The sequence below is a fragment of the Stenotrophomonas bentonitica genome (assembly GCF_002887735.1).
Taxonomy (GTDB): domain Bacteria; phylum Pseudomonadota; class Gammaproteobacteria; order Xanthomonadales; family Xanthomonadaceae; genus Stenotrophomonas; species Stenotrophomonas bentonitica_A.
Genome location: NZ_PKQP01000009.1, coordinates 172,288 through 193,023 on the forward strand (window position 1 = coordinate 172,288; position 20,736 = coordinate 193,023).

Here is a 20,736-nt window from a genome sequence, read left to right on the forward strand (position 1 = left end):
GGGTTAACAGCCCCGTCGCTACCCTGAGCCTGCGCTGGGTGGACAGCCTGAGCCTCCGCGCGATTCGGCGGCCCCGCGCAGGCCAGGCCGCCTTCCTCCGCTGCAGGAGATGCCCATGGTCAGCAAGAATACGATCTGCCTCTGGTTCGACGGTACCGCGCTGGACGCCGCCACCTTCTACGCCGCCACCTTCCCGGACAGCGCGGTGCACGCGGTGCATCACGCACCGGGCGACTTCCCCTCCGGCAAGCAGGGGGACGTACTCACCGTCGATTTCACCGTCGCCGGCATTCCCTGCCTCGGGCTCAACGGCGGACCGGCGTTCAAGCACAGCGAAGCCTTCTCCTTCCAGATCGCGACCGATGACCAGGCCGAGACCGACCGGCTCTGGAACGCGATCGTCGGCAACGGCGGCGAGGAAAGCGCCTGCGGCTGGTGCCGCGACAAGTGGGGCCTGTCCTGGCAGATCACCCCGCGGGTATTGACCGACGCGGTGACCAGCAAAGACCCCGCCGTGGCCCGGCGCGCGTTCGAGGCGATGATGACCATGCGCAGGATCGACGTGGCGGCCATCGAAGCGGCGGTGAGGGGCTGAGACAACAGGCGCGGCGCGTTGCAGCGGACAGCAAGAACGATCAAATGGCGCGGCGCGCGCTGGGTTACGCTGCGGTCCCGTTCATCGGCATGGATCTGGCGGTATGGGTGCGGCACGCAGGGCCCTGTGGTACATCGAAAGCCACTTCGCTGAAAACCCGTCGCTGGCCGATATCGCCGGCGTGGTGGGGCTGTCGCCGTTCCATCTCTCGCGGCTGTTCCAGCTCAGCACCGGGACCTCGGTGGTGCGCTATCTGCGAGGCCGCCGGCTGACCCACGCCGCGCACCAGCTGGCGGCCGGGGCCGATGGCATTCTCGAGGTGGCCATTGCTGCCGGCTACGCCTCACACGCGGCCTTTACCCGCGCATTTTCCGAGCAGTTCGGACGTTCGCCCGAGCAGGTGCGCGAGCAGGGGCTGGCCGGCATGGTGTTGGTCGAGGCATTGAAGCTGATCGATCCCTCGACACCCTGCAGGATCGAACCCCATCGCGCGCACCGCGGTGCCCTGCGCGTGGCCGGCATCGGTGCACGCCATACCGCCGCGACCGTCGCATCGATTCCTTCGCAATGGCAGCGCCTGGACGAGGCGCATGGGTTGGGCGCGCAGATCGCCTACGGCGTGTGCGGCAACAATGACGCTGACGGCGGCTTTGACTACATCGCCGGCGTGGAGATCCGTGCCTCCGCGCCCGTGCCCTCCGGCTGGCAGGCGATCTCGATCGCGCCTCGCGAGTATCTGGTGGCCTGGCATGCCGGGCACATTTCCGCGATCCGCTCCACCTGGTTCTGGCTGTTGAATGACTATCTGCCGGCGTCCGGCCTGACCCTGGCCGACGCACCGGACCTGGAGCGCTACGACGCGCGCTTCGATGACCGCAGCGGCCACGGCGGGGTGGAGATCTGGCTGCCGCTGGCCGACACGTTGCACCTCAAGGAGATTGACCCATGCGAATGACCGCCCGTTGTTGTGCCGCGCTGCTGGCGCTGTGCCTGCCCCTGTTTGCCGCTGGGGCCGTGCCGCCCGTTGGCGAGCGGCACGGCGTTGCACATACGCCCAGTGCGGCCGTGCGCGATGCCGACCACCGCGACAACGTGCGCTACACCGTGTGGTACCCGGCCCAGCCCGATGCGCAGGAAACCGCGCTGACGATCGGCCCGCCGGGGGCGCCCTTGTTCGAGGTCGGTACGGCGGCCGCCGATGCCGCCATCGCCAAAGGACGCTGGCCGGTCCTGCTGCTCTCGCACGGCAACGGGGGCAGTGCCCGGATGATGGGCTGGTTCGGCACCGCGATGGCGCGGGCCGGATACGTGGTGATCGCAGTTGATCATCCCGGCAACAACGGGGTGGACCCGATGACCGAGGCCGCCAGCATCCTGATGTGGAACCGCGTGGATGACCTGGCTGCCGCGCTGGCCGCGGTGCAGGCCGACCCGGCGCTGGCCGCGGAGATCGATGCCACCCGGTTGGGCATCGCGGGCTATTCGGCCGGCGGGTTCACTGCCCTGGTCGCCGCGGGCGTACGCCCGGACGTGAAGCGGCTGCTGGCGTTCTGCCGCGCATATCCCGCCGATGGGGTATGCGCCCCGCAGGCGGAGAACCCGGCGCTGATGCTTGCCCGCCGGATGGCGGCTGCAGACACACCGGAACTGGCCCCATGGGTGGCCAAGGCCGGTGAGGATCGCGCCATCCCAGGCGTGGACGCCGTGTTCCTGATTGCGCCGGCCATGGTGCAGGCCTTCGCCCCGGAGGAACTGGAGAAGGTCACGCCGCCGGTCTCGATCATCGTCGGTGCAGCCGACACCGTGGCCTCGCCGGCCACCAACAGCGACGTGGCCGCTTCGGCACTTCCGAAGGCGACGCTGACCACCTTGCCGGCGGTGGGACACTACGACTTCCTGTCCAGCTGCACCGCTTTGGGCCAGACGCGCGTCGGCGCACTCTGCCAGGTGGCGGCCGACAAGCAGGCCACACACGGGGCCGCGATCACGGAAGCGACGGCATTGTTCGATGCTGCGCTGTCGGCCACGCGCTGACGCAGGTAGCTCCGCCCGGGCAACGTTCAGCGCCTTCCGAGCGCCGCACATCGAGCCCGCCGTCAGGGCCAGCAGCAAGGCGGCGTCGGCAGGCGATCCGCAATATCCTGTGCGCATGTCGACCTCCCGCCTCTCTACGTTCTTTCCCGCCCTGGCCGTGCTGGGCTCGGTCACCTCGCTGGCCGTCGGCACCTCGTATGCCAAACAGCTGTTCCCGCTGATCGGTGCGCAGGGCACCAGCGCACTGCGCGTGGGTTTCTCGGCGCTGGTGCTGCTGATGGTGTTCCGGCCGTGGCGCTGGACCACCTCGCGCGCGGATGCGGGGGCGATCTTCCGCTATGGCATCACGCTGGGGGTGATGAACCTGCTGTTCTACATGGCGCTGCGCACGATCCCGTTCGGCATCGCGGTGGCGATCGAATTCTGCGGGCCGCTGGCGGTGGCGATGTGTTCCTCGCGGCGGCCGGTCGATTTCGTCTGGGTCGGCTGCGCGCTGGTCGGGCTGTTGCTGCTGCTGCCGCTGGGCCATGGCGAGCCGCTGGACCCGGTGGGGGTGATGTTCGCGCTGGGCGCGGCGGTGTGCTGGGCGCTGTACATCATCTTCGGCAAGCGCGCCGGGCATCTGCCGGCCGGGCATACGGTCTCGCTGGGGCTGTGCGCGGCCGCGCTGGTGGTGGTGCCGGTCGGCGTGGCGCACGCGGGCATGGCGCTGCTGGAGCCGAGGATCCTGCTGTTCGGCCTGGGAGTGGCGATCGTCTCCAGCGCGATCCCGATGTCGCTGGAAATGATGGCGCTCAAGCGGCTGCCGAAAGAGACCTTCGGCATCCTGATCAGCATGGAACCGGCGGTCGCCGCGCTGCTGGCGATGGGGCTGCTGGCCGAGCACCTGACCCCGCTGCAATGGGCGGCGATCGGTTGCACGGTGGTGGCGTCGGTGGGCAGTACGTTGACTGCGAAACGGGCGGTGGTGCCGTTGCCCGGTGCGCCGGCGTAATCGCGCGCGATGGTATCGGTAGTGCCGGCCGCTGGCCGGCTCCTCATGATCCAACGGTGCTGCGGAGCCGGCCAGCGGCCGGCACTACCAGGATTCGCGCGGAGCCGGCCAGCGGCCGGCACTACCAGGATGCGAGGAGCCGGCATTGCCGGGAATCGCGCACCGACCAACGGTCGGCGCTACCCATGGATCGCCGCGCCCTCAGCGCCGTGCCGGTGCGTCCCCGGCGACGTAATACGCCGCCGTGCTGCGCGGCAGCGGGGCACGCCCGCGGATCCGGTCGGCGATCTTCTCGGCGATCATGATCGTGGTGGCGTTGAGGTTGCCGGTGATGATGCGCGGCATGATCGAAGCATCCACCACGCGCAGGCTTTCCATGCCATGTACGCGGCCCTGGCCATCGACCACGCTCATCGCATCGGTGCCCATCGCGCACGAGCAGGAGGGGTGGTAGGCGGTTTCGGCATGCGCGCGCACGAACGCGTCGAGTTCCGCATCGGTCTGGCACGCGGCGCTCGGGCTGATCTCGCGGCCACGGTATTCGTCCAGCGCGGGCTGGGCGATGATCTCGCGGGTGATGCGGATCGCGTCGCGGAACTCCTGCCAGTCCTGGTCGGTGGACTGGTAGTTGAACAGGATGGAAGGGTGCTCGCGCGGGTCCAGCGACTTCGCATGCACGCGGCCGCGGCTGGGCGTGCGCATCGAACCCACGTGCGCCTGGAAACCGTGCTCCTTGACCGCGTTGGTGCCGTTGTAATTGATCGCCACCGGCAGGAAGTGGTACTGGATGTTCGGCCAGTCGAACTCCTCCCGGGTACGGATGAAGCCACCGGCTTCGAACTGGTTGCTGGCGCCGATCCCGGTGCCGGCGAACAGCCACTCCGCACCGATCGCCGGCTGGTTCCACCACTGCAGCGCCGGGTACAGCGAGACCGGCTTCTTGCAGGCGTACTGCATGTACACCTCCAGGTGGTCCTGCAGGTTCTCGCCGACGCCGGGCAGGTCGTGCACCAGTGGAACGCCGAGGGCGGCCAGCAATGCCGGCGCGCCCACGCCGGAGCGCTGCAGGATCTGCGGCGAGGCGATCGCACCGGCGCACAGCAGCACCTCGCGGCGTGCGGTGGCGTCGATCGGCTCGGCGCTGTTGCCGGCCAGGTAGCGCACGCCCACCGCGCGCTTGCCGGCGAACAGGATGCGGTCGGTGGTGGCGTGCACCACGATCTCCAGTCCCTCGCGGTCCTTGGCCATGTCCAGGTAACCGCGCGCGGTACTGGAGCGGCGCCCGCGCGGGGTCACCGTGCGGTCCATCGGGCCGAAGCCTTCCTGCTGGTAGCCGTTGAGGTCGTCGGTGCGCGGGTAGCCGGCCTGCACGCCGGCCTCGACCATCGCGTGGAACAGCACGTTGTTGCCGTTCTTCGGCGTGGCCACGCTGACCGGGCCGTCGCCGCCGTGATAATCGTTGGCGCCGATGTCGCGCGTTTCCGCCTTGCGGAAGTAGGGCAGCACGTCGTGGTAGCTCCAGTCCTCCAGGCCGTCGAAGCTGGCCCACTGGTCGAAGTCCATCGCGTTGCCGCGGATGTAGCACATGCCGTTGATCAGCGAGGAACCGCCCAGGCCCTTGCCGCGGCCGCACTCCATGCGCCGGTTGTCCATGTAGGGTTCCGGCTCGGTTTCATACGCCCAGTTGTAACGCCGGCCCTGCAGCGGATAGGCCAGTGCGGCCGGCATCTGGGTAGGGAAATCCATCCGGTAATCCGGCCCACCGGCTTCCAGCAGCAGCACGCTGACGCCGGCGTCTTCGGTCAGGCGCGCGGCCAGCGTGTTGCCGGCCGAACCGGCGCCGATGATGATGTAGTCGTACTCGCGCTTCATCGCGGTGTCTCCTGGTAAGGCCGGTTCAGAACACCGACGCGTAGCGGTCCAGTTCGATCTGGATGGACTTGGTGCGGGTATAGGCGCGCAGCGTGGCCAGGCCGTTTTCGCGGCCGACACCGGACTGCTTGTAACCGCCCACCGGCATCTGTGCCGGCGATTCGCCCCAGCTGTTGACCCAGCAGATGCCGGCCTCGAGCTGATGGATCAGGCGATGCGCGCGCGCCAGGTCCGGCGTCACCACACCGGCGGCGAGACCGTAATCGGTGTCGTTGGCGCGGCGCATGGCCTCGTCTTCGTCGTCGTACGCCAACAGGCTCATCACCGGTCCGAAAATCTCTTCGCGCACGATGCGCATGTCATCGCGGCAATCGCTGAAGATCGTCGGTGCCACATAGCAACCCTTGCCCAGCGCGCCGTCGGTCAGCCGTTCGCCGCCGCAGACCAGCCGTGCACCCTCGGCCTTGCCGCTGGCGATGTGCTCAAGCACGCGCTGCATGTGCGCGGCGCTGACCAGCGGGCCGAAGTTGGTGTCCTTGGCCAGCGGGTCGCCGATACGGATGCGCTTGACCCGTTCCAGCAGTTTGGCTTCGAACGCGGCCAGGATGCTGCGCGGCACGAACACGCGGGTGCCGTTGGTGCACACCTGGCCGGAGCTGTAGAAATTGGCCATCATCGCCACGTCGGCGGCCAGATCCAGATCGGCGTCGGCGCAGATGATCAGCGGCGACTTGCCCCCCAGCTCCATGGTGACGTCTTTGAGCGTGGAGCTGGAGGCACTGGCCATCACCTTGCGGCCGGTGGCGGTGCCGCCGGTGAAGGAGATCTTCTCGATCAGCGGGTGCTCGGTCAATGCCGAGCCGACGCCGGCGCCATCGCCAGGCAGCACGTTGAACACGCCATCGGGCAGGCCGGCCTCGGTGAAGATTTCCGCCAGCTTCAGCGCGGTCAGCGGCGTCACTTCGCTGGGCTTGAAGATCATCGCGTTGCCGGCGGCCAGCGCGGGGGCGGCCTTCCACAGCGCGATCTGGATCGGGTAGTTCCAGGCACCGATCGCGCCGACCACGCCAAGGGGCTCCTGCCGGGTGTAGAAGAAGCTGCTCTCACGCAGCGGCACCTGGCTACCTTCCAGCCCGTGCATGACGCCGGCGTAGTACTCCAGCACGTCTGCACCGGTGACCACGTCCACGCTGAGCGTTTCGCTCAGGGCCTTGCCGGTGTTGCGCGATTCCAGCTCGGCCAGTGCATCGTTGCGCTCGCGCAGCAGCGCGACCGCCCGCAGCAGGATGCGCGAGCGCTCCACGGTGGTCAGCGCGGCCCATGCTTTCTGGCCGGCTTGGGCGCTCTCCACGGCAGCGTCGAGATCGTCGCTGTTGGCGCTGTGGACGTTGGCGAGCAGCTCGCCGTTGGCCGGATTGATGACCTGGAAGGTCTGTCCGCCCTGGGAGGGAACGTAGCGGCCGCCGATGTAGAGCAGCTGGTCGGGGAGGGTAGGCATGTCGGTGACTCCTTTGCAGCGGGAGATCAGTGCGTCAACGCGTGAGATGCAGGAACTGCAGGTGACGCTCGTACTGATCGATGATGTCGTTGATGATCTGCTGGCGGCTGTAGCCGAACAGCTCGTAGTCCTGTCCACCTTCATAAAGATGCACTTCGGCGCGGTAGTAACGCTGGTTGCGGAAGCGCTGCGCGGCGAACGAAGGCGTGAGGTAGCCGCGCATGATCACCTGGTAGGTGAACACCTGCTGCTCGCCATGGTCCACCAGCAGTTCCATGTGGCCCGGCTCGAACTTCGTCTGCACGTCCAGGCCCTGTTCGAGCAGCTGCGCGGCAACTGCTTCGATCGCCGGCTTCACATCGGTATCCATGAACCGGTACACCTCGTCGCGTACCGGGAAATGCACTGCCTGGGTGATGCGCTGGCGCCAGCCGCGCTGATGCCGCGATTGCCCGATCAACGGGATCGGCGAGTACTGCGAGGCCTTCTTGCGCTGCGACTCTTCGCCCAGCGCACGGGTCAGCCCCCACAGCATCAGCAGCAGCACCACCGAGAACGGCAGCGAAGCCAGCACCACGGCGGATTTGAGTGCATCCATGCTGCCGGCCAGCAGCAGCCCGGCGGTGACCAGGCCGGTCATCACGCCCCAGAACACGCGCAGCCAGCGCGGGCCGTCGTCTTCGGGATTGCCGCCCTGCGAGGACAGCGTGGACAGCACGACCGTGCCGGAATCGGCCGAGGTGACGAAGAAGATGAAGCTGACGATCACCGTGACGGCGATGACGGCGCGGCTCCACGGGTAGCTTTCCAGCAGCGCGTACAGCACGGTCGGTGGGTTCTCCACCGCCATCTGCGCCAGGTGCACCTGGTCATGGTGCAGGATCTGGTCCAGCGCGCTGTTGCCGAAGATCGACAGCCAGGCCAGGGTGAACCCCAGCGGGATCAGCAGCACGCCGAGCACGAACTCACGGATGGTGCGGCCGCGCGAGATGCGCGCGATGAACAGGCCCACGAACGGCGCCCAGCCGATCCACCAAGCCCAGTAGAACACCGTCCAGTTGCCCAGCCAGTCCGGGCGCCCGCCGTAGGCGTACACATCGAAACTCTTGCCGACCACGTTGCCCAGGTAGTCGCCCATGTTCTGGATGAAGGCGTTGAGCAGGTACTGGGTGGGGCCGGCGAACAGCATGAACAGCAGCAGCGAGATCGCCAGTAGCATGTTGATGTTGGACATCCAGCGCACGCCTTTCTCCACCCCGGAGACGGCCACGGTGATCGCCGCGCCCATCATCAGCACGATCAGCCCGACCTGCACCCAGGCCGCATGCGGCACCGGGAACAAGGTGTTCAAGCCGGCGTTGAGATGCAGCACGCCAAAGCCCATGTCCGCGCCGAGGCCGAACACGGTGGCCACGATGCCCAAGGCATCCACGGTGTAGCCGATCGGCCCGTTGATGCGCTTGCCGATCAGCGGATACAGCGCCGAGCGCAGTGCCAGCGGCAGGTTGTGGCGGTAGGCGAAGTAGGCCAGCGCCATCGCCGCCAGCGCGAACACGCCCCAGCCATGCAGGCCCCAGTGCAGGAACAGCAGCTGCATCGCCTGGCGCGCGCTGGCCTCGCCACTGCCGGTGCCGCCCTGCGGCGGCAGCAGGTAATGGGTCAGCGGCTCGGAGACGCAGAAGAAGAACAGGGTGATGCTGATGCCGGCGGCGAACAGCATGCCGGCCCAGGACAGATAGCTGAACTCCGGTTCGTCATGGTCCGCGCCCAGCTTGACGCTGCCATAGCCTGACAACGCCACGCCGACCACGAACACCAGGTACACGGTCATCGCCAACAGGTAATACCAGCCGACATTGCGCGAGGCCCAGGTCTGGGCATCGAGCAGCATCACGCCGGCATCGATGGGAAACACGGTGACCAGAATGGCGAATGCCGCCACGATCGTGGCGGCAAGCAGGAACACGGGTCGAAGCGTGCGCACCTCGGACAGAGGCGGCTCCACGGTACTCATGGGGTGGGGGATACTCCCGGTGCCGGAGCGGCAGACGGCGGGATTTATCGCACAGGCGCTGTGGACAGCCTGTTTACACGCTCACGATGCCCGCCGCGCAAGGGCGGCGGGTGACCAGGGGGTCAGCGCAGCGCGCTGCTCGGTACATCGATCGACATCGCCAGCGCGAGGTGATCGGAGAACGCGGCCGGCACGGCTTCTGCACTGCGTTGCTGCAGGCCGTCGCTGAGCAGGATGTGGTCGATCGCCCGGTCCGGGCGCCAGCTGGGGAAGGTCGGCACCACGCAGCCCGGCGGCTGCAGCGTCGTCTTCTGGTACAGCACCTGCATTTCCGGCCGTTCGGCCAGGCAGTTGAAATCGCCCATCAGCACGGCGTTGGGGTGGTCGGAGAGCAGATCGGCAATGAAGGCCAATTGCGACATGCGCGAATTGGTCCCCAAGGACAGATGCGCCACCGCCACCGCCAGGCCCTGGCTGCCTTCACCGAACTTGGCCAGCAGCACGCCGCGCCCGCCGATCCGGCCGGGCAGGGCGTGGTCCTGGACCTCGACCGGCTCGAGTTTGCTGAGCAGGCCGTTGGCGCTGGAGGCGACCCCACCCATCCGGCGGTTGGGCTGGTGGCTCCAGTAATTGAAGCCGGCACGCTCGGCCAGATAGTGGGTCTGGTTGGTGAAGCCCGAGCGCAGGCTGCCCGGGTCGGCCTCCTGCAGGCCGACGATGTCGTGTTCGCGGGCCATCTGCGCGATGGCATCCAGGCTGGTTCGCTTGCGCCCGGCCGGCAGTGCGTGCGACCAGCTGCGGGTCACGTAGTCACTGTAACGGCGGGTGCTCGAACCGGCCTGGATGTTGGCCGTCAGCAGGCGCAGGGTCCGCGTGTGGGGGGAGGTCACGACGGTTGGCTATCGCAGGATCAGTTGGCCTTGGCCGCGCGTTCGCGCGCGATCAGGTGATCGGCGATGCGCAGCATGTCCGGGAAGCCCTTGCCCTTGACCAGGTACTTGCCATTGACGATCACCGACGGGGTGCCGCTGATCTTGCTGCGCTGGGCGAACTGCTTGGCCGAGTTGGTCTTGGCGTTGATGGCGAAGCTGCCCATCATCGCGGCGAACTGCTTCGGGTCGGCGCCGTGCTTGCCGTAGAAGTTGGCGATATCTTCGACCGAATCACGGCCGCGCTCGCCCTTCAGGCTTTGCTCGGCGTGGATCGCCGCGTACATGGCTTCGTGGGTCTTTTCCTGCAGGCCCATGGCCTGCGCGGCATAGAACGCACGGCCGTAGTCATCCCAGGTACCGCCGAACATGGCCGGCACGTAGACGAAGCTGACGTCGCTCGGCAGGCCGGCCTTCCACGGTCCGATCAGCGGCTGGAACGCGGCGCAGGCCGGGCACACGTAACCGAAGATCTCGGCTACTTCGATCTTGCCGGTGGCCGGCTGGAACGGCTGGCCGTTTTCGATCACCACGTAGTCGGTGCCGGCGACCGGTTCCGGGCCGGTCGGGCGCGAGGAGGCGGGGGCGGGCGCCGGGGTGGTGGCTTCGGCAGCGGCGGTCTCGGCGGCGGCGGTTTCACCGCTGGCGGCCGGGGCCTGCTCGGTCGGCGTGGCCGTTTCGGTAGCCGGGGTGCTGCTCGGGGCGGCCGGTTCGGCCGGGGCGGTGGTGTTGGCGGTACCGTCCTGGGCCTTGCAGGCGGCCAGGATCGGCAGCAGGGCCATGAGCGTAATGGCGAAACGGGTCTTCATCGAAGCATCTCCAGCGGATGAGCATGTTGGGGCCGACGCTGGGAGCGTCGGCCAGGGAAGCATGATGACACGCGGAAACGAGCGTCCCGCGTGCACGGTGCGTGATGGTTCAGCGAGCGCTGTCAGAGCGCCTTGCCGCTGCGCGCGCGGGCGATCAGGGCATCTGCATTGCGCAACATGGACTCGAACGAGTCGCCTTTGACCAGGTACACGCCGTTGACGATCAGCGTCGGCGTACCCGGCACCTTGGTGCGCAGGGCGAAGGCGCGGGCGGCCTTGACCTTGGCATCCACCGCATCGCTCCTGAGCGCGGCGATGTACTGCGGCGGCGCCACGCCGAAGCCCTGGTAGAACGCGGCCAGTTCGTCCGGCGAGACGTTCTGCATCGGCAGCGAGCCCTTCTCATGCAGGGCATCGAACATCGCGCGGTGGCTGCGCTTGGCCACGCCCAGCTGATCGGCAGCGTAGTAGGCGCGGGCAAACGAATCCCACACACCGCCGAAGGCGGCCGGCACCGGGGTGAAACGGACGTCCTTGGGCAGCTTGGCGGCCCAGGCTTCCAACTTCGGCTCGAAATGCGCGCAGTGCGGGCAGGTGTAGCCGAACATCTCCACGACTTCGATCTTGCCGGCCAGCGGCGCGAACGGTCCGGCGTCGGCGATGCGGTCGTAATCCTTGCCCTCCACCAGCGGGGCCGGGGGGGCAGCGAGGGTGCTCAACGGGCTCAGGGCCAGCAGCAACAGCATCAGGCGGGGCATCAACGTCATCTACATCCATCTCCATACAGAAAAAACGACGCCGGCCCAGTCGCCGGCGTGGCAGTGAACATACCCCGCCAGCCAAGGCGGCCGCATCTGTCATCCGACCAAGGGGATGCGCTGCGGTGTGGGCGGTGGTCAGGGTGCCTGCGCGCCCCCCGCGACCGGCGTTGCCGCAGCCACGTCATCGGCGCGGTTGTGCAGGCCCTGCAGGTAACTGGCCAAGGCCTGGATTTCCTGCTCGGTCAACGACTTGGCGATCGTGGCCATGATCTGGAAGTGGGCCTTGTCGGTTTCCTGGGTGGTCCCGGCCTGGTACTCCTGCAGGCGACGCGCGACATAGGCCGCGTGCTGGCCACTGATATGCGGGTAGGCCGGGCCCGGGTTGCCGGCGCCGGTCGGGCCATGGCAGGCCATGCAGGCCGGGATGCCACGCTCGGCATCGCCGCCGCGATACAGCTGCTGGCCGATCTCATAGAACTTCTTGCCGGCATACGGGCCTTCGGTGACCGCGCCATCGTCGGCGATGCCGGCCGTGGCCTTCTGCGTGGCGAAATAGGCGCCGATGTCGCGCATGTCCTGCGGGGTAAGGTCCTGCACGAACGGCACCATCGCCGCCGAGGCGCCGGAGGTGCGCTGGCCATTGGCGATCAGGGCCATCTGCTGGGCGCTGTAGCGCTCGCTCTGGCCGGCGATGCTCGGGTACATCTCCACCGTGGAGTTGCCATCGGCCGAGTGGCAGGCTGCGCAGGCCGCGGCCTTGGTCTGCCCGGCCTTGGGATCGCCCCAGGTGGTTTTGCTGAAATCGACCTCCAGCGAGGCGGTCCTGATCGGCCCGTTGTCCGGCAACGGGGTGATCGAGGTCTGGGCAACGGCAACGGCGGCGAGCAGCGAGACAGCAAGTGCGGAAACGGCAAGAACGCGAGCATGGCGCATGCGGAAGCTCCGTGTGGACCGGCCTGGCGGTTGCGGGACCGCAACCACGGGGATCGCCCGATTATCAACGCCGTTTCACGCCACGGTCAACGCAGGGTGCAGCAAAACCGGGGGCGGACAGCGCGGAGGAGCCCCGGACATGCGATCCTATGCCCATGTCATTGCTCCTCGAACGCGCCCAATACCTGCTTTCGGCCCACAACACCCGGCAATTGCCGGAAGACGTGGGCGCGGAAGTCGCCTTTGCCGGTCGCTCCAACGCCGGCAAATCCAGTGCCCTCAACGCCCTCACCCGCCAGAACAGCCTGGCCCGGGTCTCCAAGACCCCCGGCCGCACCCAGCAGCTGGTGTTCTTCGAGGTCACCCCGGAGGCCAAGCTGGTCGATCTGCCCGGTTACGGCTACGCCAAGGTCCCGCTGGACCTGCAGGCGCACTGGCAGGCCTTCATCGACCAGTACTTCCGTACCCGCGAGGCCCTGCGTGGCCTGGTGGTGGTGATGGACATCCGTCACCCGCTGAAGGACTACGATCGCCAGATGCTGGCCTATGCCGTGCAGCGCGGCCTGCCCGCGCATGCGCTGCTGACCAAGGCCGACAAGCTTGGCCGTGGCCAGCAGGGCATCGCCCTGCAGAAGGTGCGCAAGGAACTGCATTCCTCGTTCGGCGATACCGTCAGCGTGCAGACCTTCTCCGGCCCCGCCCGCCAGGGCGTGGATGAAGCCCGCGGGATCATCGGCGGCTGGCTGGGCCTGAACAAGCCGGCGCCCGAAGCGGCCTGATCCGGGCGTTGCCGCGGTCCAACGGGCCGCGCGGCGCCGGGTAGTGCCGGCCGCTGGCCGGCTGCTCTTTCCATCAGATGTATCGGGAGCCGGCCAGCGGCTGGCACTACCCGAGTGCGCCTGACGCCCCGTGTACGGCGCGGTCGTGTCCCCTCATTTCGCCGGTAACGGCGCGAATTCGCCCGGCACCCAGGCGAACGCCTCTCCTTCACGCCGGACATGGCCCAGCCCTGGGAACGGCAAGTGTGCGCCGGCCACCCACCAGCCCTGATCCGCAGCCTGCGCCATCATCCGGCGCCGACTGGCGATCGCAGCCGTGCGGTCGCTGTCGGCTTCATAGGAGGCCTGCGGCTGGGCGAACTGCACGGCATGGAAATGCACGATGTCGCCCCACACCAGCAGCTGCTGGCCGGCGCCACCATCGATCCGATAAGACACATGCCCGACGGTGTGGCCGTGGCTGTCCAATGCGGTGATCCCGGTCGGCAACGTGTCGCCAGGGGCAAAGCGCTTCAATTTCCCGCTCGCTTCATACGGTGCCACCGCCTTGCGTGCCAATGCGAAGGCAAACCGGACGCCCTGCGGCGCGGTGGCTTCACTGGCCGGATCCAGCCAGAACGCCGCATCGGCGGCGGACAGCCACACCGTGGCATTCGGGTAGGCCAGCGTGTCCTGCGCATCCAGCAGGCCACACAGGTGGTCGGGGTGGGCGTGGGTCAGCACGACATCATCCACCTCGGCCGGGTCATAGCCGGCCTTGCGCAGGTTGCCCAGCACCTGGCCCAGCCCGGGGCCGAAGCACTGCGCGGTGCCGGTATCGACCAATGTCAGGTGATCGCCCTGCTGCACCAGGTAGGCGTTGACCGCGGTCTGCAGGCCTTTGCCATCCTCGGGCACGTAGCGGTGATCGAGCAGGCGGGTGACCGCGCCGGGAGCGATCCCGACGAGTTCCTGTCGGCCCAGTGCGACCGTGCCGTCGAACAGGGCAGTGACCTGCAACGTGCCGATCTGCTGGTGGTAGACGCCGGGCACCTGCCCGCGCGGGGTGTGTGTGGTGGTGGCCAGTGCCGGGCTGGCGGCAACGGCCAGCAGCAGCGCCGTGGCGAGCGTGCGAATGCGGGGAAACGACATGTCAGGATCCGAACGGAGCGGCAGTGCCGCGGTGTGTCCATGCTGCGCGTGCCGCCTGCTGCGTTCCGCTCAGAATGCCGCGCGATCCGCTCGCCTCAGCTGTTGCCGATCGCCGCCGGTTCCAACCCGTAACGTTCGGCGAAGCGCTTGTTGAAGCTGCCCAGCGAGCGGTAGCCCACGCGCGCGGCCACCGTTTTCAGCGGCAACCGGGTGGTGTAGAGCAGGCTCATGGCATGCGCCAGCCGCGCATCGGTGATCAGCTCGCGCACGCTGGACTGCTCGCTGGCCAAGCGCCGCCGCAGGGTCGCACCGCTGAGCCCGAGCTGCGCTTCGAAATCGCGTGACTGCCAGTCGCGCTCGGGCTGGGCCGCGATCAGATCGCGGATGCGATCAGCCACGCTGGGCTCGGGTGGAATCAGCAGGCTGCCGTGCCCGCGCCGGCAGAACGCCACGGCAAGCGATGCCAGGGCCAAGCGTGCTTCGGTGTATTGGCCGTGTTCCAGTGCCTGCCGCCACTGCAGCAGGGTCGCCCCATGCTCGACCAGTGGCAGCCTGGCCAGTGCATCACCGGCCTGCGGCAGCGGCTCGTTCCACAGCGCCCGGGCGGCAGTGAGCGCCTCGGCACACATCGGCACGATCGCACTGAGATAGAGGCCGCTATGCGGATCGGGAATGTTGACCACATCGATGCGGCAGCGCCGGGTGATGAGGAACAGATCGCCCGGTGCGAATTCCAGCGATTGCTGCGCGGTACGCACCTGCTTGCGCCCCTGCAGCAGGATCGCGAACTGCGGCTGCGGAATCTCCACGGAGGAGGCGCCATGCTCGCGGCGCGCGGTGATGCAGGCGTAGCCATCGGCGCGCTGGCAGTCAGCCAGGCTGGCCATTGTCGCCAGCAGCGAGGAGGTCGTATCGATCGACGCGGACACCGCTCAGCCCGCCACGTTGAACAGTCGGCCGACCAGCGCGGCCGCGGCCATCGCGATCGCACCCCAGAAGGTGACGCGCACCGCACCGCGCAGACGTGGGGCACCGCCGGCATGGGCGGCCAGGGTGCCGGTCAGGCACAGCCCTAGCAGCGTCACCACGGTGGTGGCCTGGCCGACGACAGCATGCGGCGCGAGCAGGGCGGTCAGCACCGGCAACGCGGCGCCACTGACGAAGGCGCCGGCGGAGGCCATGGCCGCCTGCATCGGGCGCGCCCGCAGCTCCTCGGTGATGCCCAGCTCATCGCGGGCATGTGCCCCCAGTGCGTCGTGCGCGGTGAGCTGGGTGGCCACCTCATGCGCCAGGTCGGGGCTCAGCCCGCGATGGCGGTAGATCGCGGCCAGCTCTTCCAGCTCGCTGTGCGGGTCTTCGTGCAGCTCGCGCTTTTCCACCGCCAGGTCGGCCAGCTCGGTATCGGCCTGCGACTGCACCGAAACATACTCGCCAGCCGCCATCGACATCGCACCGGCCACGGTCCCGGCGATGCCGGTGGCCAGGATCGTGGCGGCCGAGGCGCCGCTCGCCGCGATGCCGACCACCAGGCCGGCTACCGAGACAATGCCGTCATTGGCGCCGAGCACCGCGGCACGCAGCCAGCCGACACGGTCGGAGCGATGTACTTCCGGATGTCGGGATCGGCTCATCGAATCAGTGTAGGGGCTGGCGGCGGCCAACAGCGGAATGACTCGCAGCCGCGGCGGGGCCGGCGCAGCGTCAAGCCCATGCCAGTAGGACGCTGAAAACCGTCACGGTGACACGACGGCAGGGGACGCCACGATATAGTGCGCCCTTGCGATGCGGGGGCGTGAACCCCACATCCCCGCCCTGACCAGAATTCTGCGAGCCTCCCCTTGTCGAGCCCCAGCCACGTCGCCGAGACGCCGATCACCGACCGTAATGAACTGGTCGCCACGTTGGCCTCCGGCGAAAAGCCCCAGGCGCAGTGGCGCATCGGCACCGAGCACGAGAAGTTCGGCTTCCGCCTGGATGACCTGCGCCCGCCCACCTTCGACGGTGACCGCGGCATCGAAGCGCTGCTCAACGGCCTGACCCGCTTCGGCTGGGATCCGGTGCAGGAAGAGGGCCGCACGATAGCGCTGCTGCGCGACAACGCCTCGGTGACGCTGGAGCCGGCCGGCCAGCTGGAACTGTCCGGCGCGGCGGTGGAGACCATCCACCAGACCTGCGTGGAAACCGGCACCCATCTCAATGAAGTGGCGCAGGTCGCCGGCGAACTGCAGCTGGGCTTCCTTGGCATGGGCTTCCAGCCGAAGTGGACGCGCGATGAGATGCCGTGGATGCCCAAGGGGCGCTACAAGATCATGCGCGAGTACATGCCCAAGGTCGGCACGCTCGGCCTGGACATGATGACCCGCACCTGCACGGTGCAGGTCAACCTGGACTACGCCACCGAAGCGGACATGGTGAAGAAGTTCCGGGTGTCGCTGGCGCTGCAGCCGATCGCCACCGCGCTGTTCGCCGATTCGCCGTTCACCGAAGGCGCGCCGAACGGCTACCAGAGCTACCGCTCGCACATCTGGACCGACACCGACAACGATCGCACCGGCATGCTCGACTTCGTGTTCGAAGACGGCTTCGGTTACGAGCGTTACGTGGATTACCTGCTTGATGTGCCGATGTACTTCTCCTACCGCGATGGCAGGTACCACGATGCCAGCGGCCAGAGCTTCCGCGATTTCATGGTCGGCAAGCTGCCGGTGCTGCCGGGCCAGCTGCCCACGCTGCGCGACTGGTCGGACCACATGACCACCGCCTTCCCCGAGGTGCGGTTGAAGAAGTACCTGGAAATGCGCGGCGCCGATGCCGGCCCGTGGAGCCGCCTGTGCGCGCTGCCCGCGTTCTGGGTGGGCCTGCTGTACGACGACGCCGCGCTGGATGCCGCCTGGGACCTGGTGCGTGATTTCAGCCTGGTCGAACGCAACGTCCTGCGTGATGGCGTGCCGCGCCATGGGCTGAAGCTGCCGTTCCGCAACGGCACCGTGCTGGATCTGTCGCGCGAAGCGTTGAAGATCGCCGTGGCCGGCCTCAAGCGCCGCGCCGCGCGCAATGCCGATGGTCAGGACGAAAGCAAGTTCCTGGAAGTGCTGCAGGAGATCGTCGATTCCGGGTTGACCCCGGCCGATCGCAAGCTGGCGCTGTTCCATGGCGAGTGGGGCGGCAACATCGATCCGGTGTTCAAGGAATTCGCGTACTGAGTTCGCATTGATCAACAAAAAACCCCGGCATTGCCGGGGTTTTTTCATGCCTGTGCGGAAGGATCAGGCCGCCTTTTCCAGCGTGGCCATGTCGATCACGAAGCGGTAGCGCACATCGTTCCTGGCCATGCGCTCCCAGGCCTCGTTGACGGTCTTGATGTCGATCACTTCCACATCGCTGACGATGTTGTGCTCGGCACAGAAGTCCATCATTTCCTGCGTTTCGGCCATGCCGCCGATCGCCGAGCCGGTGATGTGCTTGCGGCCGAACATCACCGAAGCGCCCATCAGCGGCGGATCCAGCTCGGTCAGCACGCCGACCAGGCACATCGTGGCATCGCGCTTGAGCAGGGACATGTACGGGTTGGTGTCGTGGCTGACCGGGATGGTGTTGAGCAGGAAATCGAAGCTGCCCGCATGTGCCTTCATCTGCGCCGGATCGCGCGAGACCAGCACTTCATCGGCCCCCAGACGCTTGGCATCAGCGCCCTTTTCCGGGGTGGTGGTGATCATCACCACGGTGGCACCCATCGCCTTGGCGAACTTCACACCCATGTGGCCCAGGCCACCCAGGCCGATCACGCCGACCTTCTGGCCGGGGCCGACCTTCCAGTGGCGCAGCGGCGAATAGGTGGTGATGCCAGCGCACAGCAGCGGCGCGGCGGCCTTCAGGTCGAGGGTCTCGGACACCTTCACCACGAAGCGCTGCTCGACCACGATGTGGTCGGAGTAACCACCAAAGGTCGGCTGGCCGCTCTCGCGCTCGGTGCTGTTGTAGGTGAAGGTCGCGCCCTTCTCGCAGTACTGCTCCAGGTTTTCATCGCAGGCGGCGCAGTGGCGGCAGGAATCGACCATGCAGCCGACGCCGGCGAAGTCGCCGACCTTGAAGGCGGTGACGTTGGCGCCGACCTCGGTCACGCGGCCGATGATCTCGTGGCCCGGCACCATCGGGAACTTGGAACCACCCCAGTCGTCACGGGCCTGATGCAGATCGGAGTGGCAGATGCCACTGAAGAGAATCTCGATGCGCACGTCATCGGGACCGGCCGGGCGGCGTTCAAAGGAGAACGGCACCAGCGGCGCGGTCTGGTCGTGCACGGCATAACCATGGGCGAGGGACATGGGGAATCCTTGGCAGGTTTGTAGAAAGGCGCTTTACAATACGCCCCGATCCCGTGCACAAAAAGTCAGGATATCGGCATGATTCATCAAGTGAAACGGGATAATCATGGCCACTGACAACCTGACCCATCTGGCCGCCTTCGCCGCCGTGGCGCGCCACCGCAGCTTCCGCAAGGCGGGGGCCGAGCTGGCGCTGTCCACCTCGGCGGTCAGTTACGCGATCCGCGCGCTGGAAGAACGGCTGGGGGTGGGCCTGTTCCATCGCACCACCCGCAGCGTGGCCCTCACCGAAGCCGGCCAGCGCCTGCTCGAACGGCTGCAGCCGGCCCTGGATCAGGTGCATGACGCGCTGGAGGAAATGAATCACTTCCGCGCCGCCCCGGCCGGCCTGCTGCGCATCAACGCCACCCGCGCCGCCGTGCAGACCCAGCTCGGTCCGCGCCTGGCGCGGTTCCTGCAAGCCCACCCCGACGTGCGCATTGAACTGGCGCAGGACGATGGCCTGGTGGATATCGTCGCCAAGGGATTCGATGCCGGCGTGCGCCTGCACGAGTCGGTGCCCGAAGACATGGTGGCGGTGCCGCTGGGCCCGCCGCTGCGCGGCCTGATCGTGGGCGCGCCGTCCTACCTGCAGCGCCGCGGCATTCCAGCGCATCCGCACGAACTGGCGCAGCATGAGTGCGTGCGCTTCCGTTTCGCCAGCGGCCATCTGTACAAGTGGCAGTTCGAACGGGACGGCCAGGAACTGGACGTGGACGTGCCCGGCCGGCTCACCCTGGGCGATCAGCACACCATCCTGCAGGCCGTGGTCGACGGCCTTGGCCTGGCCTACGTGCTGGAAGACTCCGCGCGCCCGTACCTGGACGATGGCCGCCTGGTGGCGGTGCTGGAAGACTGGAGTGAGCCGTTCCCCGGCTTCGTCCTGTATTACCCGCGGCAACGGCAGATGTCGTCGGCGCTGCGCGCATTCGTGGATATGGTGCGGGCGACGGTTTGAAGTGCGAAGTGGTTGCCGCGGCTACACCGCCAGTGGCACGCTTGCCCGCCGCATCGGATGCACCCTGGCATGCCCATCGCAACGCCCCACGACATCGAACAGCAGCTCGGCCAGGCGTTTCCCGCGCTGTACCACCAACTGCAGGGTGATCGCATGCTGGACTGGGGCACGTTCTGCCACGGCTGGGTCACCAGCGTGTACCCGACGCTGCGTGCGCGCCCGCCGCTGCTGTTGTACGCGCGTGAGTTCGAGCTGATCGCGCCGGCCGATATCGTGGGCCACGCCGAACAGTTCACCGATGAAGACAGTCACGTGCGCCTGCGCGAGCGCCTGCAGCTGTTGCCATTCGGTAGTACCGGGGCGGGCGACTACTACTGCTTCTGGCAAGATCCGAGTGCACCGGGCGAGCCGCGCGTGGTGCTGCTCTGGCACGACGATGACCGCGTGGACCTGCTAGCGACCAACCTGCAGGACTTCATCTTCCGGATGATGGTCGATGCGGTGGCCGACCTTGACGACTGCTTGCTGGAAGAAGGCGATATCGCCGACAACCTGCAGCGTTGGCTGAGGTCGCATCGCCCCTATCTGCGCGCAGCGCAGGTGCAGGCGTTGGAAGAGCTGTATGCCGATCCTGCGATCCATGCCGGTGGCGTGGGCGAGGATGTCGCCACCGCGTTGATCCGTCGCGTGATCGGCTTCGAGGGCATCGATACCCACTTCAGCTACGTACCGGCATGACGGCTGCCATGCCGGCGTCTGCTGCACTCAGCGACGCGGACGTCCGCCAGCTGGCCGACCATCTGCTGGCGTTGGATGCCGGACGGTTGCCGGCGCCGTTGCCGCCGCACCTGCGCGCGCACCCGGTGGCTACCCTGGCCGCCACCGGGCAACTCGACGCGGCGGTGGTGGCTCTAATGGGCGATGTACCCAACCCCCCGGCCGGGCCTGCTGTTGCGATGACCCCGCAGGTCGGACGGTAGAGCCACCCCATGGGTGGCTGCACGCAGCGCAGACGTCGAAAATCCAGCCACGCATGGCGTGGCTCTTATCTCTTGCCGATCTGGC

The 20,736-nt window shown here is 67.6% G+C and carries 20 protein-coding genes; 9 read left to right on the forward strand and 11 right to left on the reverse strand.

Annotation, left to right across the window (positions count from 1 at the left end; genetic code table 11):
• Positions 1-115: 115 nt before the first annotated feature.
• The 4 genes from C0R07_RS16025 (at position 116) to C0R07_RS16040 (ending at position 3,623) form a co-directional block, all read left to right on the forward strand.
• Positions 116-595, forward strand: a complete 480-nt coding sequence (locus C0R07_RS16025; protein WP_070471854.1) for a VOC family protein — start codon at positions 116-118, stop codon at positions 593-595.
• 103 nt (positions 596-698) lie between these two features.
• Complete coding sequence (locus C0R07_RS16030; protein WP_102789414.1) at positions 699-1,550, forward strand: AraC family transcriptional regulator; 852 nt, start codon at positions 699-701, stop codon at positions 1,548-1,550.
• The gene (locus tag C0R07_RS16035; protein WP_070471852.1) at positions 1,541-2,629 is read left to right on the forward strand and encodes an alpha/beta hydrolase family protein; all 1,089 of its coding nucleotides are present in this window, start codon (positions 1,541-1,543) and stop codon (positions 2,627-2,629) included. The genes C0R07_RS16030 and C0R07_RS16035 overlap by 10 nt, the downstream gene beginning before the upstream one ends.
• A gap of 115 nt (positions 2,630-2,744) precedes the next feature.
• Positions 2,745-3,623, forward strand: coding sequence for an EamA family transporter (locus tag C0R07_RS16040; protein ID WP_102789415.1), 879 nt, complete (start codon positions 2,745-2,747; stop codon positions 3,621-3,623).
• A 201-nt stretch (positions 3,624-3,824) separates the two neighbouring features.
• Here C0R07_RS16040 and betA read toward each other — a convergent pair whose 3' ends face one another.
• From betA to C0R07_RS16075, 7 genes are all read right to left on the reverse strand, one after another.
• Positions 3,825-5,495 carry a choline dehydrogenase gene (gene betA / locus C0R07_RS16045; protein ID WP_102789416.1) on the reverse strand — a complete coding sequence of 557 codons (1,671 nt, stop codon included), beginning with the start codon at positions 5,493-5,495 and terminating at the stop codon, positions 3,825-3,827.
• A 25-nt stretch (positions 5,496-5,520) separates the two neighbouring features.
• Positions 5,521-6,993, reverse strand: coding sequence for a betaine-aldehyde dehydrogenase (betB, locus tag C0R07_RS16050; RefSeq protein WP_102789417.1), 1,473 nt, complete (start codon positions 6,991-6,993; stop codon positions 5,521-5,523).
• Positions 6,994-7,027: 34 nt separating this feature from the next.
• Positions 7,028-9,007, reverse strand: coding sequence for a choline BCCT transporter BetT (gene betT / locus C0R07_RS16055; protein WP_019183734.1), 1,980 nt, complete (start codon positions 9,005-9,007; stop codon positions 7,028-7,030).
• Positions 9,008-9,129: 122 nt separating this feature from the next.
• The gene (locus C0R07_RS16060) at positions 9,130-9,867 is read right to left on the reverse strand and encodes an endonuclease/exonuclease/phosphatase family protein (protein WP_172838073.1); all 738 of its coding nucleotides are present in this window, start codon (positions 9,865-9,867) and stop codon (positions 9,130-9,132) included.
• A 50-nt stretch (positions 9,868-9,917) separates the two neighbouring features.
• On the reverse strand, positions 9,918-10,745 hold the full coding sequence (locus C0R07_RS16065) for a thiol:disulfide interchange protein DsbA/DsbL (protein WP_070425927.1): 828 nt from the start codon (positions 10,743-10,745) through the stop codon (positions 9,918-9,920).
• Positions 10,746-10,867: 122 nt separating this feature from the next.
• Positions 10,868-11,512 (reverse strand): thiol:disulfide interchange protein DsbA/DsbL, encoded by a 645-nt coding sequence (locus tag C0R07_RS16070; protein WP_102789418.1) that lies wholly within the window; start codon positions 11,510-11,512, stop codon positions 10,868-10,870.
• A 129-nt stretch (positions 11,513-11,641) separates the two neighbouring features.
• Positions 11,642-12,439 (reverse strand): c-type cytochrome, encoded by a 798-nt coding sequence (locus C0R07_RS16075; RefSeq protein ID WP_019183738.1) that lies wholly within the window; start codon positions 12,437-12,439, stop codon positions 11,642-11,644.
• Between the two features lie 155 nt (positions 12,440-12,594).
• Between C0R07_RS16075 and yihA the strand changes: the two genes are divergently transcribed.
• Complete coding sequence (gene yihA / locus C0R07_RS16080) at positions 12,595-13,218, forward strand: ribosome biogenesis GTP-binding protein YihA/YsxC (RefSeq protein ID WP_019183739.1); 624 nt, start codon at positions 12,595-12,597, stop codon at positions 13,216-13,218.
• A gap of 153 nt (positions 13,219-13,371) precedes the next feature.
• On the opposite strand, the gene C0R07_RS16085 is transcribed toward yihA, so the two are convergent.
• The 3 genes from C0R07_RS16085 to C0R07_RS16095 all read right to left on the reverse strand — a co-directional run bounded on the left by C0R07_RS16085 (position 13,372) and on the right by C0R07_RS16095 (position 15,980).
• Positions 13,372-14,349, reverse strand: coding sequence for an MBL fold metallo-hydrolase (locus C0R07_RS16085; protein ID WP_102789419.1), 978 nt, complete (start codon positions 14,347-14,349; stop codon positions 13,372-13,374).
• Between the two features lie 95 nt (positions 14,350-14,444).
• Positions 14,445-15,236, reverse strand: coding sequence for a helix-turn-helix transcriptional regulator (locus C0R07_RS16090; protein WP_102789420.1), 792 nt, complete (start codon positions 15,234-15,236; stop codon positions 14,445-14,447).
• Between the two features lie 45 nt (positions 15,237-15,281).
• Complete coding sequence (locus C0R07_RS16095; protein ID WP_102789421.1) at positions 15,282-15,980, reverse strand: VIT1/CCC1 transporter family protein; 699 nt, start codon at positions 15,978-15,980, stop codon at positions 15,282-15,284.
• 207 nt (positions 15,981-16,187) lie between these two features.
• Here C0R07_RS16095 and C0R07_RS16100 point away from each other — a divergent pair, with 207 nt between their 5' ends.
• Positions 16,188-17,552, forward strand: coding sequence for a glutamate--cysteine ligase (locus C0R07_RS16100; RefSeq protein WP_102789422.1), 1,365 nt, complete (start codon positions 16,188-16,190; stop codon positions 17,550-17,552).
• Positions 17,553-17,615: 63 nt separating this feature from the next.
• On the opposite strand, the gene C0R07_RS16105 is transcribed toward C0R07_RS16100, so the two are convergent.
• Complete coding sequence (locus tag C0R07_RS16105) at positions 17,616-18,674, reverse strand: NAD(P)-dependent alcohol dehydrogenase (protein ID WP_102789423.1); 1,059 nt, start codon at positions 18,672-18,674, stop codon at positions 17,616-17,618.
• A gap of 106 nt (positions 18,675-18,780) precedes the next feature.
• Between C0R07_RS16105 and C0R07_RS16110 the strand changes: the two genes are divergently transcribed.
• The 3 genes from C0R07_RS16110 (at position 18,781) to C0R07_RS16120 (ending at position 20,651) form a co-directional block, all read left to right on the forward strand.
• Positions 18,781-19,671 (forward strand): LysR family transcriptional regulator, encoded by an 891-nt coding sequence (locus C0R07_RS16110; RefSeq protein WP_102789424.1) that lies wholly within the window; start codon positions 18,781-18,783, stop codon positions 19,669-19,671.
• Positions 19,672-19,740: 69 nt separating this feature from the next.
• Positions 19,741-20,409 (forward strand): SMI1/KNR4 family protein, encoded by a 669-nt coding sequence (locus C0R07_RS16115; protein WP_102789425.1) that lies wholly within the window; start codon positions 19,741-19,743, stop codon positions 20,407-20,409.
• An 8-nt stretch (positions 20,410-20,417) separates the two neighbouring features.
• Positions 20,418-20,651, forward strand: coding sequence for a hypothetical protein (locus tag C0R07_RS16120; RefSeq protein ID WP_102789426.1), 234 nt, complete (start codon positions 20,418-20,420; stop codon positions 20,649-20,651).
• Positions 20,652-20,736: the final 85 nt, after the last annotated feature.